Origin of the sequence: uncultured Kluyvera sp. (assembly GCF_902485085.1) — a bacterium.
Classification (GTDB): domain Bacteria; phylum Pseudomonadota; class Gammaproteobacteria; order Enterobacterales; family Enterobacteriaceae; genus Kluyvera; species Kluyvera ascorbata.
Genome location: NZ_CABTJS010000084.1, coordinates 15,682 through 32,810, shown reverse-complemented (window position 1 = coordinate 32,810; position 17,129 = coordinate 15,682). Strand labels below are relative to the sequence as shown.

General features: G+C 55.1%; 12 protein-coding genes. 1 reads left to right on the top strand and 11 read right to left on the bottom strand.

Annotated features, from left to right (window positions below; genetic code table 11):
• Positions 1-368: 368 nt before the first annotated feature.
• Complete coding sequence (mrdA, locus tag RDN66_RS09890; RefSeq protein ID WP_308537818.1) at positions 369-2,240, top strand: penicillin-binding protein 2; 1,872 nt, start codon at positions 369-371, stop codon at positions 2,238-2,240.
• 26 nt (positions 2,241-2,266) lie between these two features.
• Here mrdA and RDN66_RS09885 read toward each other — a convergent pair whose 3' ends face one another.
• From RDN66_RS09885 to cheY, 11 genes are all read right to left on the bottom strand, one after another.
• Complete coding sequence (locus tag RDN66_RS09885; protein ID WP_202217732.1) at positions 2,267-3,835, bottom strand: MFS transporter; 1,569 nt, start codon at positions 3,833-3,835, stop codon at positions 2,267-2,269.
• A gap of 232 nt (positions 3,836-4,067) precedes the next feature.
• Positions 4,068-5,207 (bottom strand): glycoside hydrolase family 105 protein, encoded by a 1,140-nt coding sequence (locus tag RDN66_RS09880; protein WP_202217731.1) that lies wholly within the window; start codon positions 5,205-5,207, stop codon positions 4,068-4,070.
• 4 nt (positions 5,208-5,211) lie between these two features.
• Positions 5,212-6,798 carry an MFS transporter gene (locus RDN66_RS09875; RefSeq protein ID WP_202217730.1) on the bottom strand — a complete coding sequence of 529 codons (1,587 nt, stop codon included), beginning with the start codon at positions 6,796-6,798 and terminating at the stop codon, positions 5,212-5,214.
• A 269-nt stretch (positions 6,799-7,067) separates the two neighbouring features.
• Positions 7,068-7,460, bottom strand: a complete 393-nt coding sequence (locus RDN66_RS09870) for a flagellar protein FlhE (RefSeq protein WP_202217729.1) — start codon at positions 7,458-7,460, stop codon at positions 7,068-7,070.
• The gene (flhA, locus tag RDN66_RS09865) at positions 7,460-9,541 is read right to left on the bottom strand and encodes a flagellar biosynthesis protein FlhA (RefSeq protein ID WP_202217728.1); all 2,082 of its coding nucleotides are present in this window, start codon (positions 9,539-9,541) and stop codon (positions 7,460-7,462) included. The genes RDN66_RS09870 and flhA overlap by 1 nt, the downstream gene beginning before the upstream one ends.
• Positions 9,534-10,685: a flagellar biosynthesis protein FlhB gene (gene flhB, locus RDN66_RS09860; RefSeq protein WP_035895251.1), complete on the bottom strand. Its 1,152-nt coding sequence runs from the start codon at positions 10,683-10,685 to the stop codon at positions 9,534-9,536. The genes flhA and flhB overlap by 8 nt, the downstream gene beginning before the upstream one ends.
• Before the next feature lie 192 nt (positions 10,686-10,877).
• Entirely contained in the window at positions 10,878-13,541 is a 2,664-nt protein-coding gene (locus RDN66_RS09855) for a family 78 glycoside hydrolase catalytic domain (RefSeq protein ID WP_308537817.1), read from the bottom strand.
• Positions 13,542-13,567: 26 nt separating this feature from the next.
• Positions 13,568-14,818 carry an MFS transporter gene (locus tag RDN66_RS09850; RefSeq protein ID WP_308537815.1) on the bottom strand — a complete coding sequence of 417 codons (1,251 nt, stop codon included), beginning with the start codon at positions 14,816-14,818 and terminating at the stop codon, positions 13,568-13,570.
• Positions 14,819-14,977: 159 nt separating this feature from the next.
• Positions 14,978-15,829, bottom strand: coding sequence for a helix-turn-helix domain-containing protein (locus RDN66_RS09845; RefSeq protein ID WP_035895244.1), 852 nt, complete (start codon positions 15,827-15,829; stop codon positions 14,978-14,980).
• Between the two features lie 242 nt (positions 15,830-16,071).
• Positions 16,072-16,716, bottom strand: a complete 645-nt coding sequence (gene cheZ / locus RDN66_RS09840) for a protein phosphatase CheZ (RefSeq protein ID WP_035895243.1) — start codon at positions 16,714-16,716, stop codon at positions 16,072-16,074.
• 10 nt (positions 16,717-16,726) lie between these two features.
• Complete coding sequence (gene cheY / locus RDN66_RS09835) at positions 16,727-17,116, bottom strand: chemotaxis response regulator CheY (protein WP_024552273.1); 390 nt, start codon at positions 17,114-17,116, stop codon at positions 16,727-16,729.
• Between the last annotated feature and the right edge of the window lie 13 nt (positions 17,117-17,129).

The following is a 17,129-nucleotide window of genomic DNA, read 5'->3' as shown; positions in this document are numbered from 1 at the left end:
CTCCTTTTACTTGTGGTGAGTAAGCAGAGATATTCCGGCATGGGCATTCTTCAGGCTATAGCCTTACAGGATCAATCACCACCTCCCTAGGAGGTGGTTTAGGGGTGACAATAAAAAAGCCCGCGCATGTCGCGGGCTTTTTTTATTCTCCCGAATGCACCCCGTGTAGGCCTGATAAGCGAAGCGTCATCAGGCGGCCAGCGCACCTTGCCGGATGGCGGCGTAAACGCCTTATCCGGCCTACGCCCACTGCAATTTGTTACAAATCACAAGGATTGACACATTTTTCCAGAGGGATGGTACATTTTTTATCTGTCATGACGGTGACCGCTCCGTATCATTAGGCGGCTTAAACACTGGGTACCGTAATGACTTTTAGAGACTATGAAGCGGAGCGAAAGCTCTTCCTGCGCCGCGCGCTCGTGGCCTTTGGCCTGGTGGTCGTCTGCTTTGGCATACTGATTTTCAATCTCTACCATCTGCAGGTTGAAGAACATAGCTACTACACCACGCGTTCCGATGCTAACGACATCAAGATGCTGCCGGTTGCGCCGACGCGCGGCATTATCTACGACCGCAACGGTATTCCGCTGGTAAAGAACGTCACCTGGTACGATATCTCCGTCACCCCCTACAAAATCGACGATATGGACGCGCTGCTGCGTGAACTGTCACCCATCGTTGACCTGACCCCTGACGACATTGACCAGTTCCATAAAGCGCTCAAATCCAGCAGCCGCTATCGCCCGGTGGTCTTAAAAAACGCCCTCTCCGACGTTGAAATTGCCCGTTTTTCCGTTAACCAGTTTCGCTTCAGCGGCGTGACGATAGACAGTTATGAAGACCGCCAGTACCTGTACGGCGCTGAACTGGCGCACGTGCTGGGCTATGTGTCGAAAATCAACGATACCGATCTCAAAACGCTGGATAAAGAAGGCATTGCGGAAAACTATGCTGCTGACCATAACATCGGCAAGCAGGGTATCGAGCGTTACTACGAAAACGAGCTGCACGGCAAAACCGGCTACCAGGAAGTGGAAGTCGATAACCATGGACGCATCGTTCGTCTGTTGAAGGACGTGCCGCCGGTCGCCGGTAAAGATATCCACCTGACGCTGGACCTACACCTGCAGGAGTACATCGAAAGCCTGCTGGTCGGCCAACGCGCAGCGGTGCTGGTCGAAGACCCGCACGATGGCTCAGTGCTGGCGATGGTCTCCAATCCCAGCTATGACCCAAACCCGTTTGTGAAAGGCATAAGCTACAAAGATTACAACTCGCTGCTACAGGACAAAGACCTGCCGCTGATTAACCGCGTCACCCAAGGCCTCTACCCGCCGGCTTCGACGGTGAAGCCGTATATGGCGATGTCGGCGCTGCTCGACGGCGTGATCACCCCGCAAACCAGCTTCTTCGGCGCGCCAACCTGGACGCTGCCCGGTACTCAGCGCCACTACCGCGACTGGAAAAAATCCGGCCACGGCATGCTGGACGTCACCAAAGCGATTGAAGAGTCCGCCGACACCTTCTTCTATCAGGTGGCATACATGATGGGGATTGACCGCATCCATAATATGCTCAGCCAGTTTGGCTACGGCAAGCCGACCGGGATCGATCTGGATGAAGAGTACACCGGCCTACTGCCGAGCCGCAGCTGGAAAGAGAAAGTGCATAAGAAAGCCTGGTACCAGGGCGACACGATTTCTGTCGGCATCGGTCAGGGCTACTGGATTGCCACCCCGATTCAGATGGTGAAAGCAATGGTAGCCCTGCTCAACAATGGCCGCGTGATCCCGCCGCACTTGCTGAAAGATGAAGAGTCCGGCAAGACGATTATTCCGTATCAGCAGCCAGCCAATGAACCGCAGATTGCCAGCGCCGCCTCGCCGTACTGGAATCTGTTACGTCAGGCGATGTTCGGCATGGCCAACGCGCCAAACGGTACCGGCTACAAGTTCTTCCATACTGCGCCTTACGGTATTGCCGCAAAAAGCGGGACTTCACAGGTGTTCAGTTTGAAAGAGAACCAGACCTATAACGCGAAGATGATCCCAACGCGCCTGCGCGACCATATCTTCTATACCGCCTTTGCGCCGTATAAAAATCCGAAGGTGGCCGTTGCGCTGGTGCTGGAAAACGGGGGAAGTGATGGTGTGGTCGCGGCTCCGGTTATGCGCCAAATCCTCGACCATTTATTTGTCCCTCAGGACGGCCCACCGCTGCCGCCGTCCCAGGGATAAGTTGACGTGAACGTCGGGTGCATGAATTAGCGCCCGGCGGATACTGCTTCGACGACAACCGGTGATTCATCGTTTTTGAACAGCGGGCTGTTACCCCAACACTCTTCATAGCGATGGCCGACCAGGTCTTCTATCACCGCGCGCACTTCCGGCGTGATATCTTCCAGTCTGCCGCCCGCCTTAATACGCGCGACTTCCTGAAGCACCACTTTGTGAGTTTCGCGGTCCAGCTTCATCTGTTTACTGAAGACTATCGCCATCAGCGCCAGCAGCGCCACGCCGCCACAGAATACCACCGCAATCGCGTTCACCGCGCTTTCGGGCTGGACGTGTGCTTTCGACTGGAAGCCGTAGTAGCTCAGAATAGCCCCCATTACAAACACAATAATCGAGCGCAGAATCTTGCCGGAGAAAGTCATCGCCCCGGCGTAAATCCCCTCGCGGCGACGGCCGGTATAAACTTCATCCACGTCGGCCAGGAAGGTGTAAACCGTCCACGGAATGTAGTACACGCCGCCGGTACCCAGACCGAAAAGAATCGTTATCCCAAACATCAGAATGGTCGCCAGATGCACCGGCAGATGGAAGAACCACAGTGAGGTATAGAGGAAGACGGCGAAAATCACGATGCAGAGCGCAATAATATACGGCTTGCTGAAGCCTTTTTTCACGCACAGGCCGATAAACAGTGCGGTGGAGATCAGCTGCAGGATAGAGTTCAGGCTGTTCAGCCCTGCCACCATCGCCGGGTCGTGCTGCAGTACGAAAATAACAAAGTAGGTAAAGATAGACGCGAACAGCCACTCGGCGCCAAAACCGCACAGATACATGCCGAGGTGCTTACGGAACACGCGCAGGTAGAAGGTAGAGCGCATGTCTTTCGCCAGCGACACAAGCGTATGCAGCAGGGTCGATTTGACCTGAGCTTCCGGTTCTTCTTCACGCGGACGCTCCCAGCTGTTGTACCACAGGCAGGCTACCGCCGCGATGAGGATTGCGCCGTAGGTCAGGCCGGTCAGGAAGAACGGCGTAGCGGAGTCTTTACCGTAGATGAGGATAAACTGCCCTGGAATAAATGCGGCGAGGAAGTTGGCCAGCTTGCCGAAAATGGCTTTATAGCCGGTCAGCTTCGATCGCAGGGCGAAATCATCGGTCATTTCGGTGGCCAGCGTTTCGTATGGCACCATCACCGAGGTGTAGATAATCTCAAACATCACGTAGGTGGCGAGGTAGTACCAGAAGCTCAGCCCTTCCACCCACAGCAGCGGGTAGAACATCATTAATGGGATGCCGATAAGCAGGAAGAAACGGCGGCGGCCAAAGCGTTTGCCCAGCGCGGTTTTACCAAAATTATCGGTGAGATACCCCATCAGCGGGTTACTGATGGCGTCAATGACGCTGGCTACGGAGAAAATGAACGCTGCCTCAATCAGCGTCAGACCACAAAATGTGGTATAGAAGTACAGAAGCCACGCGCCGCTGATCGCCAGCGCGCCGCTCCCCAGGAGGTTTCCGCCTCCGTATGCCAGTTGATGGCGCAGATTGACAGGTCTTCCCTGCAGCCCGTGGGGGGCTGAAGCCGCATTTCTTGCCATAAAAATAAACCTCGTGTTTTATAATTTTGAAACACTGTTTTTATATTCTTATGATGAATGATGAAATGTGAGCTATATCACCAATGTCATTACGGCTATTAGCCATACGCAAGGAATGGGATCTGGTTAAAATTTTTTTATAACCAAAAGTAAAAAATAACAACTTTGTTTGATTGAAAGGGCAATAAAAAACCCGGCCATCTGCATAGCCGGGTTTTCAAAGCGCTAAAGGTTAGAAGAACTTACGCAGATATTCCGTCAGGCACAAAATCGCCATTGCCTGGCCGTACGGCATAGAGGTCAACGGGATTTCACGATAGAAATCGAGGTTTGAGCCCATCCCGGTGCCGAAGGACGTTTGCAGTAGTTCCCCTTCCGGCGAAACGTGCTTCACGATGCCCTTAATGGCTTTCTCCGCGACGACGGCATATTCCTGACCAACATAGCGTTTACGTACCGCTTTCAAAATACCGTAGGCAAAACCGGCGGTCGCCGAGGCTTCCAGGTAAGAATTCGGGTCATCCAGCAGCGTATGCCACAGGCCGCTGTCGTCCTGACATTTCGTCAGCGCGGCAATCTGCGCATTCAGCACCTGCACCAGATAACGACGCACCGCGTTGTTCTCCGGCAGATCCACCAGCTCAAGGAAGTCTGGAATCACGATGGTCAGCCAGCTATTACCGCGCGCCCAGCGGGCGTTGGCAAAGTTATGGTTCCCTTCGTAGTTCCAGCCGTGGAACCACAGCCCGGTTTCTCTATCCATCAGGTTCTGCACGTGCAGCAGGAACTGATATACCGCTTCTTCAACGTAGTCCGGACGATTCAGCAGCTTGCCAATTTTTGCCAGCGGCAGAACGGTCATCATCAGGGTGTCATCCCACATCTGCTGATGGTTTTCTTCCGCGAGCGTAATATGCTGCATGCCGCCGTGATCGGTGCGCGGCATCTCGTTCATTGCCCACTCAGCCCAGGTTTCCAGCCATGGCAGATACGCCGGATTACGCGTTTCTTCATAGCGATAGGCGAGCGTCAGGAACGGCGCCATGGTGTTGACGTTTTTAGTGGTCGCGCCTTCGGCAAAGCGGTCGGCAAACCAGCTATCGATGATGTCGCGCATGGCGACATCGCCGGTCTGCTGATAGTACTGATAGATGCCATACAGCCCCACTCCGTGCGTCCATTCCCAGCCTGCCCAGCCTTTGGTATCGATGACGCGACCATCGTCCAGGCGCAGCAGAAATTGACCTGTCTCATCCTTGATATTCACCAGATTGTTCGTCACCGTCTGAATCAAGGCTTTCAGCTCTTCCCGGGAGATAAAACGCTCCGGTTGACGTAATAATGGGCTATGTTTGACGGGCCAAACTTTCATATTTCTAACCTCTGTTGTAAGTCGAATTCAATGTTGCCGCCTGCTTCAGTGAAGGTGCAGCAGGTTTATTGCGATTCAGATAACCAATATTGTTGTTGCCCCACAGGCACTCATACGGCATACCGGCCAGCATCTCTACGGTGGCACGAGCCTGCGGCGCGACGCTCTCTGGTACTACATGGCCTGCTTCACGCATTTTTGCCGTTTCTTCGCGCAGCACGCCGTGAGTGGTCAGATTCAGTTTAAAGCGCAGAGAAACCAGGAAGCCCAGCGTCAGCACGATGATGGTACCCATGCTGAGGATCATCAGAATGGTATGGCTCACCTCAGCAGGCTGTGTTTTCTGCCCAGAAACAAAGCCAGAAAGCTGCATGATGATCCCCACCAGCATCACCGCACCCGCCTGAGAAGCCTTGCGCGTGAGGGTCATGATGCCCGCGAAGATACCTTCACGGCGCTGGCCGGTGACCACTTCATCCACATCGGCAATATAGGTGTAGGTGTTCCACGGCACGTAGTTGATGCCACCACGGCCCAGACCCGCAATGGCGGAAATCAGCAGCAGCAGCGAATAGATATCGCTCAGTCCGGCATAGTAAAGCGCAGCGTAAGAGAAGGAACCCAGGCCAAACAGAACCACCACCATGCGGTAAGACGGCGCCGGTCCAAAGCGAATGCACAGCGGGATCATGGCAATAACCGCGATGAACTGGAAGATAGCCATGGTGCCCAGCAGGTTAGAGGCCACTGAAGCTTCCTGCATCAGCACAAACACCACGTAGTAGGTAAAGACGGCGTTAAACACGTCCTGAGCGATATAGCCGCCAAGATACATACCCAGATGCTGGCGGAAAATCTTAATGCGCAGCGTCGAGGAGAGTTCGATGAACAGACGGCTCATGCTCTGCCCGAAGGTCAAGTGCTTTTTCTCAGCTTCAGCCTGCAGCGCCGCCGCGGTCCACTCTTCACGCGGGCGTTCCCAGGTAAAGAACCAGACGAAGGTCAGCATCAGCGCGCACAGCACGGAGAACACCAGGCTTGCGTAGAAGAAGGAAATCGCGTTGTCCTTACCAAAGTGAGTCAGCAGGATGCCCGGCAGGAAGGAGGCCAGAATCGCTGACATCTGTGCCATACCGATACGCGCGCCGGAGAATTTGGTCTTCTGTTTGAAATCGTCGGTCATTTCCGGCACCAGCGTTTCATACGGCACCAGAATCATGGTGTAGACCACATCAAAGATGAGATAGGTCACCAGGTAGTACCAGAAGCTCATCTCCCCTATCCACATAAAGGAGTAGCTGAACACGCAAGGAATGCCGAGCAGAATAAAGAACTTACGGCGACCAAAGCGTTTACCGAACCAGGTCGAACCAAAGTTATCGGTTAAGAAGCCCATTAGCGGGCTGACCACTGCATCCAGAACCCTGGCGGTAGCAAAAATAAAGGTGGCTTCAATGGGAGATAACCCACAGAAGGTGGTGTAGAAGTAGAGGAGCCATGCGGCGGTCAGCGCAGTGGTACCTGCACCGAGAAAATCGCCCGAACCGTAGGCGAAGTAATTCACCAGTCCTATTTTTCGCGTTCTATTCATTGCCGTCAATCCTGTGCCTTTTATTATTGGAACTCCTTCGGCGCGCTAGAGCTTCACCAAAGGAGTACTGACACGGCTACAGTAAAAGTATGCGTAAAGGGATACCTTCCTATTTCTGCCAGCACAGGCGTGGGATTGGCAAAAATGCAAAGAGTCGTGGCATATGCGTCACTGATTTATAAAACAACGTTTCTTTACGATCAAAAGGAAGGACCAGAAATGCGACATCGCCACCGGATTGCGGTGGCGATTGGTGAAATGTGCGGCAGTTAGCGGTAGTTGACGATAATTTGTATGCTTTGAACCTTCAAAGCTGGAATTAACCGCCCTCCACCGGGAACTTCCCAGATGAAGCGAAACGGTTCCGCCGCGGATACCTGGCTGAATGCCATGGTAGTACCGCTCTGGGCATCAAGTTCAGTGCAGCGGGTTAGCGAACAAAGCCGGGTGCGCAATCCCGCAGGCGTTGGGCCATTAAGCTCATAGCGCCAGGCCACCAACGTTGTTGCCCCCTGAACAGGCTGCGACGAGATCAAGGGGGCTGACGAGGCAGCAACGCCGCGATGGTTAAGCGTAATGCCCATACGGCTCGCCTGCCAGGCTCCCTCACCCGCCGCCTGCGCCATCAGCGGCAAGCAAAGTAATAGCAGTAATCTGCGCATTACTTACCTCCAATGGTTGCCGTCATGCGGATATTACGGTTGTCGGAAAGCTCCATATTTGACAGCACCACCAGCTGCGGCAGGCTACGACGCAGGAATCGTGACAGCAGCGGACGCAGCGCATGGTTCACCAGCAGCACCGGCGGCGCACCGAGCATCTCTTGACGCGACAGCGCCTCCTGGGTTTGCGCCAGCAGACGGTCCGCCAGACCCGGCTCCAGACCACCACCGCCCTGCAGCGCCTGCAGCAACAGACGCTCCAGCGGCGTATCCAGACCTATTACCTGCACTTCGTCGTTCCCCGGGAACCAGCGTTGGGTAATCGCCCGGCCCAGCGCCACGCGCACCACCGACGTTAACTCGCCCGGATCGGTCTGAATCGGCGCATGCTCCGCCAGCGTTTCCAGAATGGTGCGCATATCGCGAATCGGTACCTTCTCATCAAGCAGATTTTGCAGCACCTTATGCAGCGTGGTCAGCGTCACGACGCCCGGCACCAGGTCTTCCGTCAGCTTAGGCATATCCTGCGACACGCGATCCAGCAGCTGTTGCGCTTCCTGGCGACCGAACAGTTCTGAAGAGTGCTGGCTAATTAAATGGTTAAGATGCGTAGCCACCACGGTACTGGCTTCTACCACCGTGAAGCCCTGGATTTGCGCCTGCTCTTTCAGCGCGCTTTCAATCCAGATAGCGGCCAGTCCGAAGGCGGGGTCGGTGGTGACTTCACCCGGTAGCGTCCCGGCTGCGGTGCCGGGGTTAATTGCCAACCAGCGTCCCGGATAGGCTTCGCCGCTGCCAATTTCTACCCCTTTAAGCAAAATGCGGTAACGCGCGGGAGCCAGATCCATGTTGTCGCGGATATGCACCACCGGCGGTAAAAAGCCCATCTCCTGGGCGAATTTCTTACGAATACTGCGGATACGCCCCAGCAGCTCGCCGTCCTGCTGGAAATCTACCATCGGAATCAAGCGATAGCCCACCTCCATACCGAGGGTATCTTCAAGCTGTACATCGCCCCAGGTCGCTTCTACCGCCTGAGTACTGGCTTCCTGAGGTTTAGCTTGTTGCTGCGGCTCCGGCGCTTTCATTTCACGACCGCGGATCCACCAGGCCAGACCTAACAGCGCGGCGGTGAACAGCAAGAACACCAGGTTCGGCATGCCCGGAACCAGGCCCAACAGACCCAGTACCCCGGCGCTCAACAGCATGACGCGCGGGTTGCTGAACAGCTGGCCAACCATCTGCTCGCCCACGTCCTGCTCGGTACTCACGCGCGTCACGATAACACCCGCCGCGGTGGAGATAACCAGCGCGGGGATCTGTGCAACCAGACCGTCACCAATGGTCAGCAGCGTATACGATTCCGCCGCTTTACCGAGATCCAGCCCGTGCTGCAATACGCCAACCAGCAGGCCACCGATGACGTTGATGACCATGATCAGAATACCGGCGATGGCATCACCGCGAACGAACTTACTCGCACCGTCCATCGAACCGTAGAAGTCCGCTTCCTGAGTGACTTCAGAACGTCGTTTCTTCGCTTCATCTTCCCCGATGATCCCGGCGTTCAAGTCGGCATCGATAGCCATCTGTTTACCCGGCATCCCGTCCAGCACGAAGCGCGCGCCAACTTCCGCGATACGCCCGGCACCCTTGGTGATAACCATAAAGTTGATGATAACGAGGATGATAAACACCACGATACCGATGGCGAAGTTACCGCCGACCAGGAAGTGGCCGAAGGCTTCAACCACCTTCCCCGCCGCCGCCGCGCCGGTATGCCCTTCCATCAGAATGATACGAGTCGAGGCCACGTTCAGCGCCAGGCGCAGCAAGGTGGTAAACAGCAGAATGGTCGGGAACGCAGCAAACTCCAGGGTGCGCTGGGTGAACATCGCCACCAGCAGCACCATAATCGACAGCGCAATGTTAAAGGTAAACAGCAGGTCGAGGACGAAGGCCGGCAGCGGCAGCACCATCATCGACAGGATGAGCAAAATCAGCACCGGCCCGGCGAGCACCTGCCACTGGGTGGATTTCAGGTTGCTGGGAAGACGCAGCATTGCGACAAGATTAGCCATCAGAGTCCTTCTCGTTCAAAAAATCCAGTGCCTCTGGCACCGGTAAGTTATCCGGTTTTTTCGGCGGCTGACCGCCCGCGAGCCGCCAGCGTTTAAGCTGCCAGACCCAGGCCAGCACTTCCGCCACCGCCGCATAAAGCTGGCCGGGGATCTGCTGACCGATATCCGCATGACGATACAGCGCACGTGCCAGCGGCGGGGCTTCCAGCATCGGAATGCGGTTCTCTTCCCCAATTTCACGAATGCGCAGCGCCACCAGCCCCGCGCCTTTGGCAACCACTTTCGGCGCACTCATTTTGTTTTCGTCGTACTGTAACGCCACAGAATAGTGGGTCGGGTTATTGACGATAACATCTGCTTTTGGGACATCCGCCATCATGCGGCGACGCGCTGCGGCACGCTGCATCTGGCGAATACGCCCTTTCACGTGCGGGTCACCTTCGCTCTGTTTGAATTCGTCACGAATATCCTGACGTGACATGCGCAACTTTTTCAGGTGGCTGTGGATCTGCCAGAAGACGTCGAAACCGACCATTGGGATGATGCCAAGCGCGACTAGCAGCGCGCAAAGGCCAACCATATTCAGCGCGTTGCCCATGGCAGACAGCGGTGACTCACTCACCAGACGCATCATCTGCGGCCAGTGCAGCCACATAAAGAAGCCCGCAACGGTGCCCATCAGCACCGCTTTCATAATGGCTTTTGTCAGCTCCGCCGCCGTTTGTGCGGAAAACATGCGTTTAATGCCCGGCAGCGGGTTAAGTTTGTCGAGCTTGAGCGCGAGGGATTTAGTACTGAACACCAGGCCACCGAGCATCATCGGGGCCACCAACGCCACCGTCACCACGCCGACAATCAGCGGCAGCAGCGCCAGCATGGCCTCTTTGAGCAGCATGATTATCTGCCCGAGGATCAGATTAGGATCGTTCACGATACTGTGATCAAAACGCAGCCCGCCGGAAAGCAGGTTCGCCAGCCGACGCGCAAGGGACTCCCCGCCCAACCAGAGCACACAAACGCCCACCAGCAGCATCAGCACGGATGTCAGCTCGCGGGAACGCGGGATTTGCCCCTCTTCACGCGCTTTTTCAAGTCGTTGGGGTGTGGGGTCTTCTGTTTTGTCGTCGTCGCTTTCTTCTGCCACGGCTGCACTCTCACAATTACGGTCGCGAGTATTATCTCGATGCGCGAGTTTGCCAATACGGGGAATAACGGAATGAAAGTAGAGGAATTCGGGCGTTTATGGATTTTGTAGGCCGGATGAGCGCGGCGCCATACGGCAATCTGCACAAATTAGGCCGGATAACGGCATCAACGCCTTATCCGGCCTGCATGATTAGCGCAAGAACACAACCCGATAACGCCCTGAACCAACCTCAGCGCGATACCCTTCGGCCACCGGCGTAAAGTCGAGACCGTCCGCCTCCAGCAGCGTATGCGCCCTGTCCAGCACCAGCGTCGAGCGGGTATTCGCAGGGATCTCAACCTCGAGGGTTATCGTCTGACTTTCCTGCGCCCCTTCCTGCGTCCAGTGCACGCTGATATCGCCATATACCGAGGCATAGCGCGCTTTCAGCCAGGCCAGATTACCGCCCGGAATCGGGTACAGCACCGAGCGTTTAAAGCCCGGAGCATCTTCTTGCGTATTGATTCCCGCCGCCGCCCGGTACAGCCATTCGCCGATGGCACCATAGGCATAGTGGTTAAACGAGTTCATGTCCGGGCTCCACATGGTACCGTCCGGCTTCACGCCGTCCCAATGCTCCCAGATGGTGGTCGCCCCGGCTTTCACCTGATACAGCCAGGACGGGAAATCGTCTTTCATCAGCAGTTTCCACGCGGCGTCGGCCTGACCGTTCTCACTGAGCGCATGGCAGAAGTATGGCGTGCCGACGAACCCGGTCACCAGGTGACCATCCTGCTCTTCCAACAGCGTCAGCAGGGTTTGCACCGTGCGTTCACGGTAGGCCTCCGGCACCAGTTGGAAGTAGAGCGCCAGAATGTGCGCGGTTTGCGTTCTCGCCGCTAGCCTGCCGTTCGGGGTAAAGAACTCGCGGTGGAAGCTGTCAACAATCGACGCATGCAGTTCCTCGTAGCGTTCCGCGTCCTCCACGTGACCGAGCACTTTCGCCGACTTTGCCAACAGCTGCGTTGACAGCGCGTAGTAGGCCATGCAGGTCAGTTCGTTCGGCGTCGCGCCAAAATAGCTGCCTTCGCGGGCATCCAGCGCCACCCAGTCGCCAAACTGCAGCTTCCACGACCACATATTGTCGACCGCGTTCGCCCGCATAAACTCGACCCACGCCTTCATGCTGCCGTACTGGCGTGCCAGCGTTTGGGTATCGCCATACATTAGATATAGCGTCCACGGATTAATCACCGCCGCATCGGCCCACGCAGCGGACGAATGGGTGCGACCATGTGACAGGAAGCGGTCGTTATCGCATTTACCGGTCAGGATATCGGGGATCACGTGCGGTACCCCGCCTTCAGCCGTCTGATCATGCGCAAGATCCGCCAACCACTTAGCAAAGAAGGTATCCGTCTGCATCAGATAGCTGGCGGTACGACAGAAAATCTGCGCATCCCCCGTCCAGCCAAGGCGTTCGTCACGCTGCGGGCAATCCGTTGGAATATCGACAAAGTTTCCCTTCAGCCCCCAGAGAATATTGTGATGCAGCTGATTAAGCTCTGCATTTGAGGTTTCAATGGAGCCGGTTGGGGCCATCGCTGAATGCAGAACCACCGCCACAAAATCATCAAGTTTCGGCGTTCCCGGCCAGCGTTCAATCATCACATAACGGAAGCCCTGAAAGGTAAAGTGCGGATGATATCGCTCCTCTTCCCCTCCGCGCAGGGTATAGTCAATCCGCTGTTTTGCCGTTCTCAGGTTCGCCAGATAGACGTTCCCCTCCGCGTCCAATACCTCAAAATGGCGTAGCGATACGTTATCGCCCTCGGCCCCTCGCACCTTAAATTCGACCCAACCGCTGAGGTTCTGGCCAAAATCAAGCACCGTTTCCCCCTTCGGCGTAGTGAAGAGTGACCACGGCGCGAGCCGCTCTATTTCCCTTACCGGGCAAGCGGTCTGGGGCTGCAGCACCGCACGGTCCGCGGCAAGTACGCTCACCGCGCGCCAGCCCCGAGCATCAAAGCCAGGTTCACACCAACCGCGTTGTTCGCGGCGCGCATCGTAGATTTCGCCGTCGTAAATTTCGGAGAACAGAATCGCCGAGTCGCTTGCCTGCCAGTCAGCGCCGCTGGCGATCACCTGCTGGCTCCCGTCACGCAGCGTCACCACAAGGTGACAAATAAAACCGGTCTGCTCGCCGTAGTAATTACGGTAGCGGTTAAAGCTCATATCGCCTTTATACCAACCGGCACCCACCATCGCACCAATGGTATTGTCCCCACGGCGCAGACGCTCAGTGACGTCCCAGGTCTGGTACAGAAGATGATGGTGATAGCTGGTCCAGCCCGGCGCGAGCTCATCGCCCCCCACCTTTTCACCGTTGATCCACAATTGATACAGCCCCAGCGCGCTGGCATGAACCACCGCACAGACAATGTCGTTGGCCTGCGGCAAACTAAAATCATGGCGCAGCAGCGTCCCTTTTGAGACGTCCTTCTCCTGCGGCGTTTCCGCGGAGATAAAATCGCCCTGCCACGCTGCGGCAGACAGCCCGGAGATAAATGAAGCTTCTGGGCTCCAGTCGCTTGCCTGTCCGTGATTATCGGTAATCTTCACCCGCACGTAGTAGCGGGTTGAAGGGGCGCATTCGATATCCGGCAGGATGATGTTATTAGAGCGGTCGTCATGAATGTCGCCGCTGTCATACAGCAGTTCATCAAACTGCATCGACGTTGCCAGCTGCAACCGCCAGCTGCGCTGAACAACATTGCGCAGAGCGCTACTGATAGTCCAGCCGAACACCGGGAGCGTTTCGCAACCCGCCAGCGTGGTTTCATAATTGAGCGTTACTTTTTCTACGGCAAACATAGTGATTTCCTCAATGACTTAATTTTTCAGGCTTTTACCTGCATAGTGTCGCGTGAAGAAACGTCGCTCCCGGGCGTGGCGACCATTTCCGTTTCTGCATTGAATTCATTGCGCTGCCTGCCGTGAAAGCAGAGCCAGCCGATGATCATTCCGGCCACGACAACTGCCGTTAGCAGGCAATAGAGAACTATCGGTCCGGCGCTCAGCAGCACCGGCGTCACGAAGGCCAGCAGGCCACAGGTCAAACGCGCCACGCCAACAATCACCCCTTGGGCGGTGGCGCGCAGCATGGTCGGGAACGACTCCTGAGCCCACACTTTCATAATCCCTTCAAAGGCAAAGCCGGTGCCGATATTGGTAAACAGCAAGCAGCAGAACCAGGAGAGAGGAGAAAAATTAAGCAGTACAGGCACGAAGTAACCTCCGGACATCATCACCGCGCCGAAGATGAAAAAGGGAATGCGTTTATCAGTATCCACAATGCGCATAAACAGCAGACCCGATGCCACGCTCACGGGCAGGATAAGCAGCCCCCACAGCGAGTTTGTACTGACCGAAATACCGACAACGTTGACGGCAACAAAGGTGCCAAACTGCCCGCCGGTGTTAGCCGCCAGATTGGTGAAGGTGTAAAAGACGCACAGCGAGAGAAACGGCCACAGATATTTAGCATCAAGCAGGTCGCGCCAGCCGCTTTTCTGGGCGCGAACGGTCGCCACGCCCCGCCGCTGTTCATCACGTGCGGCAAGCCACAGCGGCGATTCGGGAATTGACCAGCGCAGAATCAGCAATACCGCTGCCACCAGACCGACGTGCATATACATGATTTGCGCGCCAATCTGCCCCCAGTCCCCCACCACCGCCGAGATCCCCATCGTCGCGCCGATACCCACCAGCCAGAGCAGATTCGACAGGCCGATAATCTTGCCGCGATTGTCGTCAGAGGCGGCTTCCGATATCGTCGCCAGCGAAACCGGTAAATCGGCTCCCGTCGCCAACCCCACCAGCAGGGTGCCAAGCAGCAAGAAATGGAAGCTCAGTCCAAAGGCTAACGCCAGCGTACCGAGAACGATCATCGCCATTGTGATAATAAAGACATTACGCCGCCCGATACGGTCGCCAAGACGGCCACCGCAGAACGCTCCGGCGGCAATACAGAGGGTTAATAAGCCGGATAAAATGCCAATTTCCAGCGCAGTAATGCCAATGGTTTTTTGATAAATAACCAACGCGGTACCATTAGAAACAATGGCCGCCGAGTCTATATACGATGCCATTCCTGACACCACCCCAATATACCAGGGGCCGGGCGTTTTATTTTTTGCCATGACGAATCCCTTAATGCTGAGCGCGAAAGGAGAAGCGTGCAGAATCCCCTCTCACGACGATTGTTGAGATAAAATTGCAGTCGTTTTATTGTCGTTATTAGCCGAAAATCAGATCCGCGTTAACACGCGAGAATGTAGTTCCCGTTCATGAGTCGGAGAATAATTAAAATATCGCCGGTATGATTCGGTTAATCTGATTCCATTCATAAAACCGCAGCGGGCGGCTATTTCGCTCACCGTTTTATCAGTAGTCCGTAACAGCTCCTGAGCTTTAAGAACCCGAAACAGCATCTGGAATCTTACCGGGGTATAGCCGGTAATGCGTTTAATAAAGCGAAACATCGTGCGTCGCGCGACGCCGCTTTCATCGCTAAGTGCCCCCCAGTCGAGCTGCCGAAGGCTGTTAGATTTTAGCGTCCTGATAAGACTCGCCTGTCCTCTCTCTTCCGCGTTAAGCACCTCCGTCTGGCGTCCGCACTGACAAAGCGTGTTGACAACGTTGAGGAATGCCGCTTCACACTGCGAAAAATAGAGCGCGTCGTAGTCGTTCTCGTTACGAGAAACAATCTGGTCGCTCCAGGCCTCGATGTTGGCCAGCGCCCTCGAGGTCAGGGTGCGGTCGTTGCGTGACTGCAGCTGCGTTTTCACGCATTGCAGCAGAGTGTCGATATGCTGTAAAAAATGAAAGTTATGATTTCTGCGGATTAATATATTAATCACCGAGAGATGATTAGTGGAAACATAGCTGTGCGTATCATTCTTTGTAACGATAAAGAAATCACCCTTACAAATAAAGTGGACAATATCATTAACAATATGAAACCCGCTGCCATCGCGAACAATAACCAGCTCATCAAATTCATGCCCATGCACGCCTTCCATTAGCTGATTATTCATCGTAAAAAGGCAAAACGCATGTTGATCAGAGTGAAAAAAATCACTATCTCGTAATATCCGCATGAGCACTCCCGATTTTATTTGGGAAATAACATTCCGACCTTAACTAATAGCAAGGATTAAAAAATAAATATTGTTGCAGGTCTCATTGATAACTATTTAAGCGTAATAATTATGACAAGTCTATATATCGGAGTGGCACTCAGGCGTAAGCCAGCGTGACGCTGGTTTCATTTTCGGGAAATGCAGATAGGGGTGAAGCGGGATTTCCCGGCGTCGCATTCGCTCAGCCGGGCTACAGTGGCTTAGAAGCCGAGGCTGTCCAGCAGGTCGTCTACCTGATCCTGGCTGGCAACTACGCCGGCTTTGGAGGTGTCGACCTGTGGTCCGTTAAGCAGGCTGTCGTTTTCACGCTTCTGGCGTGCGCCCTGTTCCGGGATGTTCTCCAGCAGAACCATCAGCAGCTGACGTTCGATCTCCTGAATCACATCCATCATGCGCTTGATAACCTGACCCGTCAGATCCTGGAAATCCTGCGCCATCATGATGTCGAGCAGCTGCGCGTTGGTAAAGCTGGTATGACCCGGCACATCGCCAAGGTATTTGCGCGTATCGGTCACCAGTTCGCGAGCATCGGCAAGCTCAATCGGGTTTTCAAACCATTCATCCCAACGCTTGGTCAATGCTTTTGCGCCCTTCTCCATTTCATCCTGATGCGGCTGCGATGCCTCAACGCTGTTAAGCGCGCGTTCAGCCGCCTGAGCGGTCATCTGTACCACGTAATCGAGACGATCGCGGGCATCGGGAATCGCCTCTGCCGCTTCCGCAATCGCCTGGTCCAGACCCAACTCGCGCAAACTGTCGCGCAGCATACGGGTCAGATTGCCAATACGGCTGATAATATCCGCGGCAGAGTGTTCATCGCCGGGCTTGATGGAAGATTGCATCATGTTCGTCACCTTACATGCCCAGTTTCTCGAAGATTTTGTTCAGCTTCTCTTCCAGCGTCGCGGCGGTAAACGGTTTCACCACATAGCCACTGGCCCCTGCCTGTGCGGCAGCAATGATGTTCTCTTTTTTCGCTTCAGCCGTTACCATCAACACCGGCATGGCCGCCATTGCGCCATCGGCACGAATGGTTTTCAGCAGCTCGAGGCCATCCATGTTCGGCATGTTCCAGTCAGAAATCACGAAGCCAAACCCGCCCGCCTGCAGCTTATTCAGCGCATCCACGCCGTCTTCCGCTTCTTCAACGTTGTTAAATCCCAGCTCTTTTAACAGGTTGCGTACGATGCGACGCATGGTGGAAAAGTCATCCACAACCAAAAACTTAAGCTCTTTATCCGCCATAAAATAATTCTCC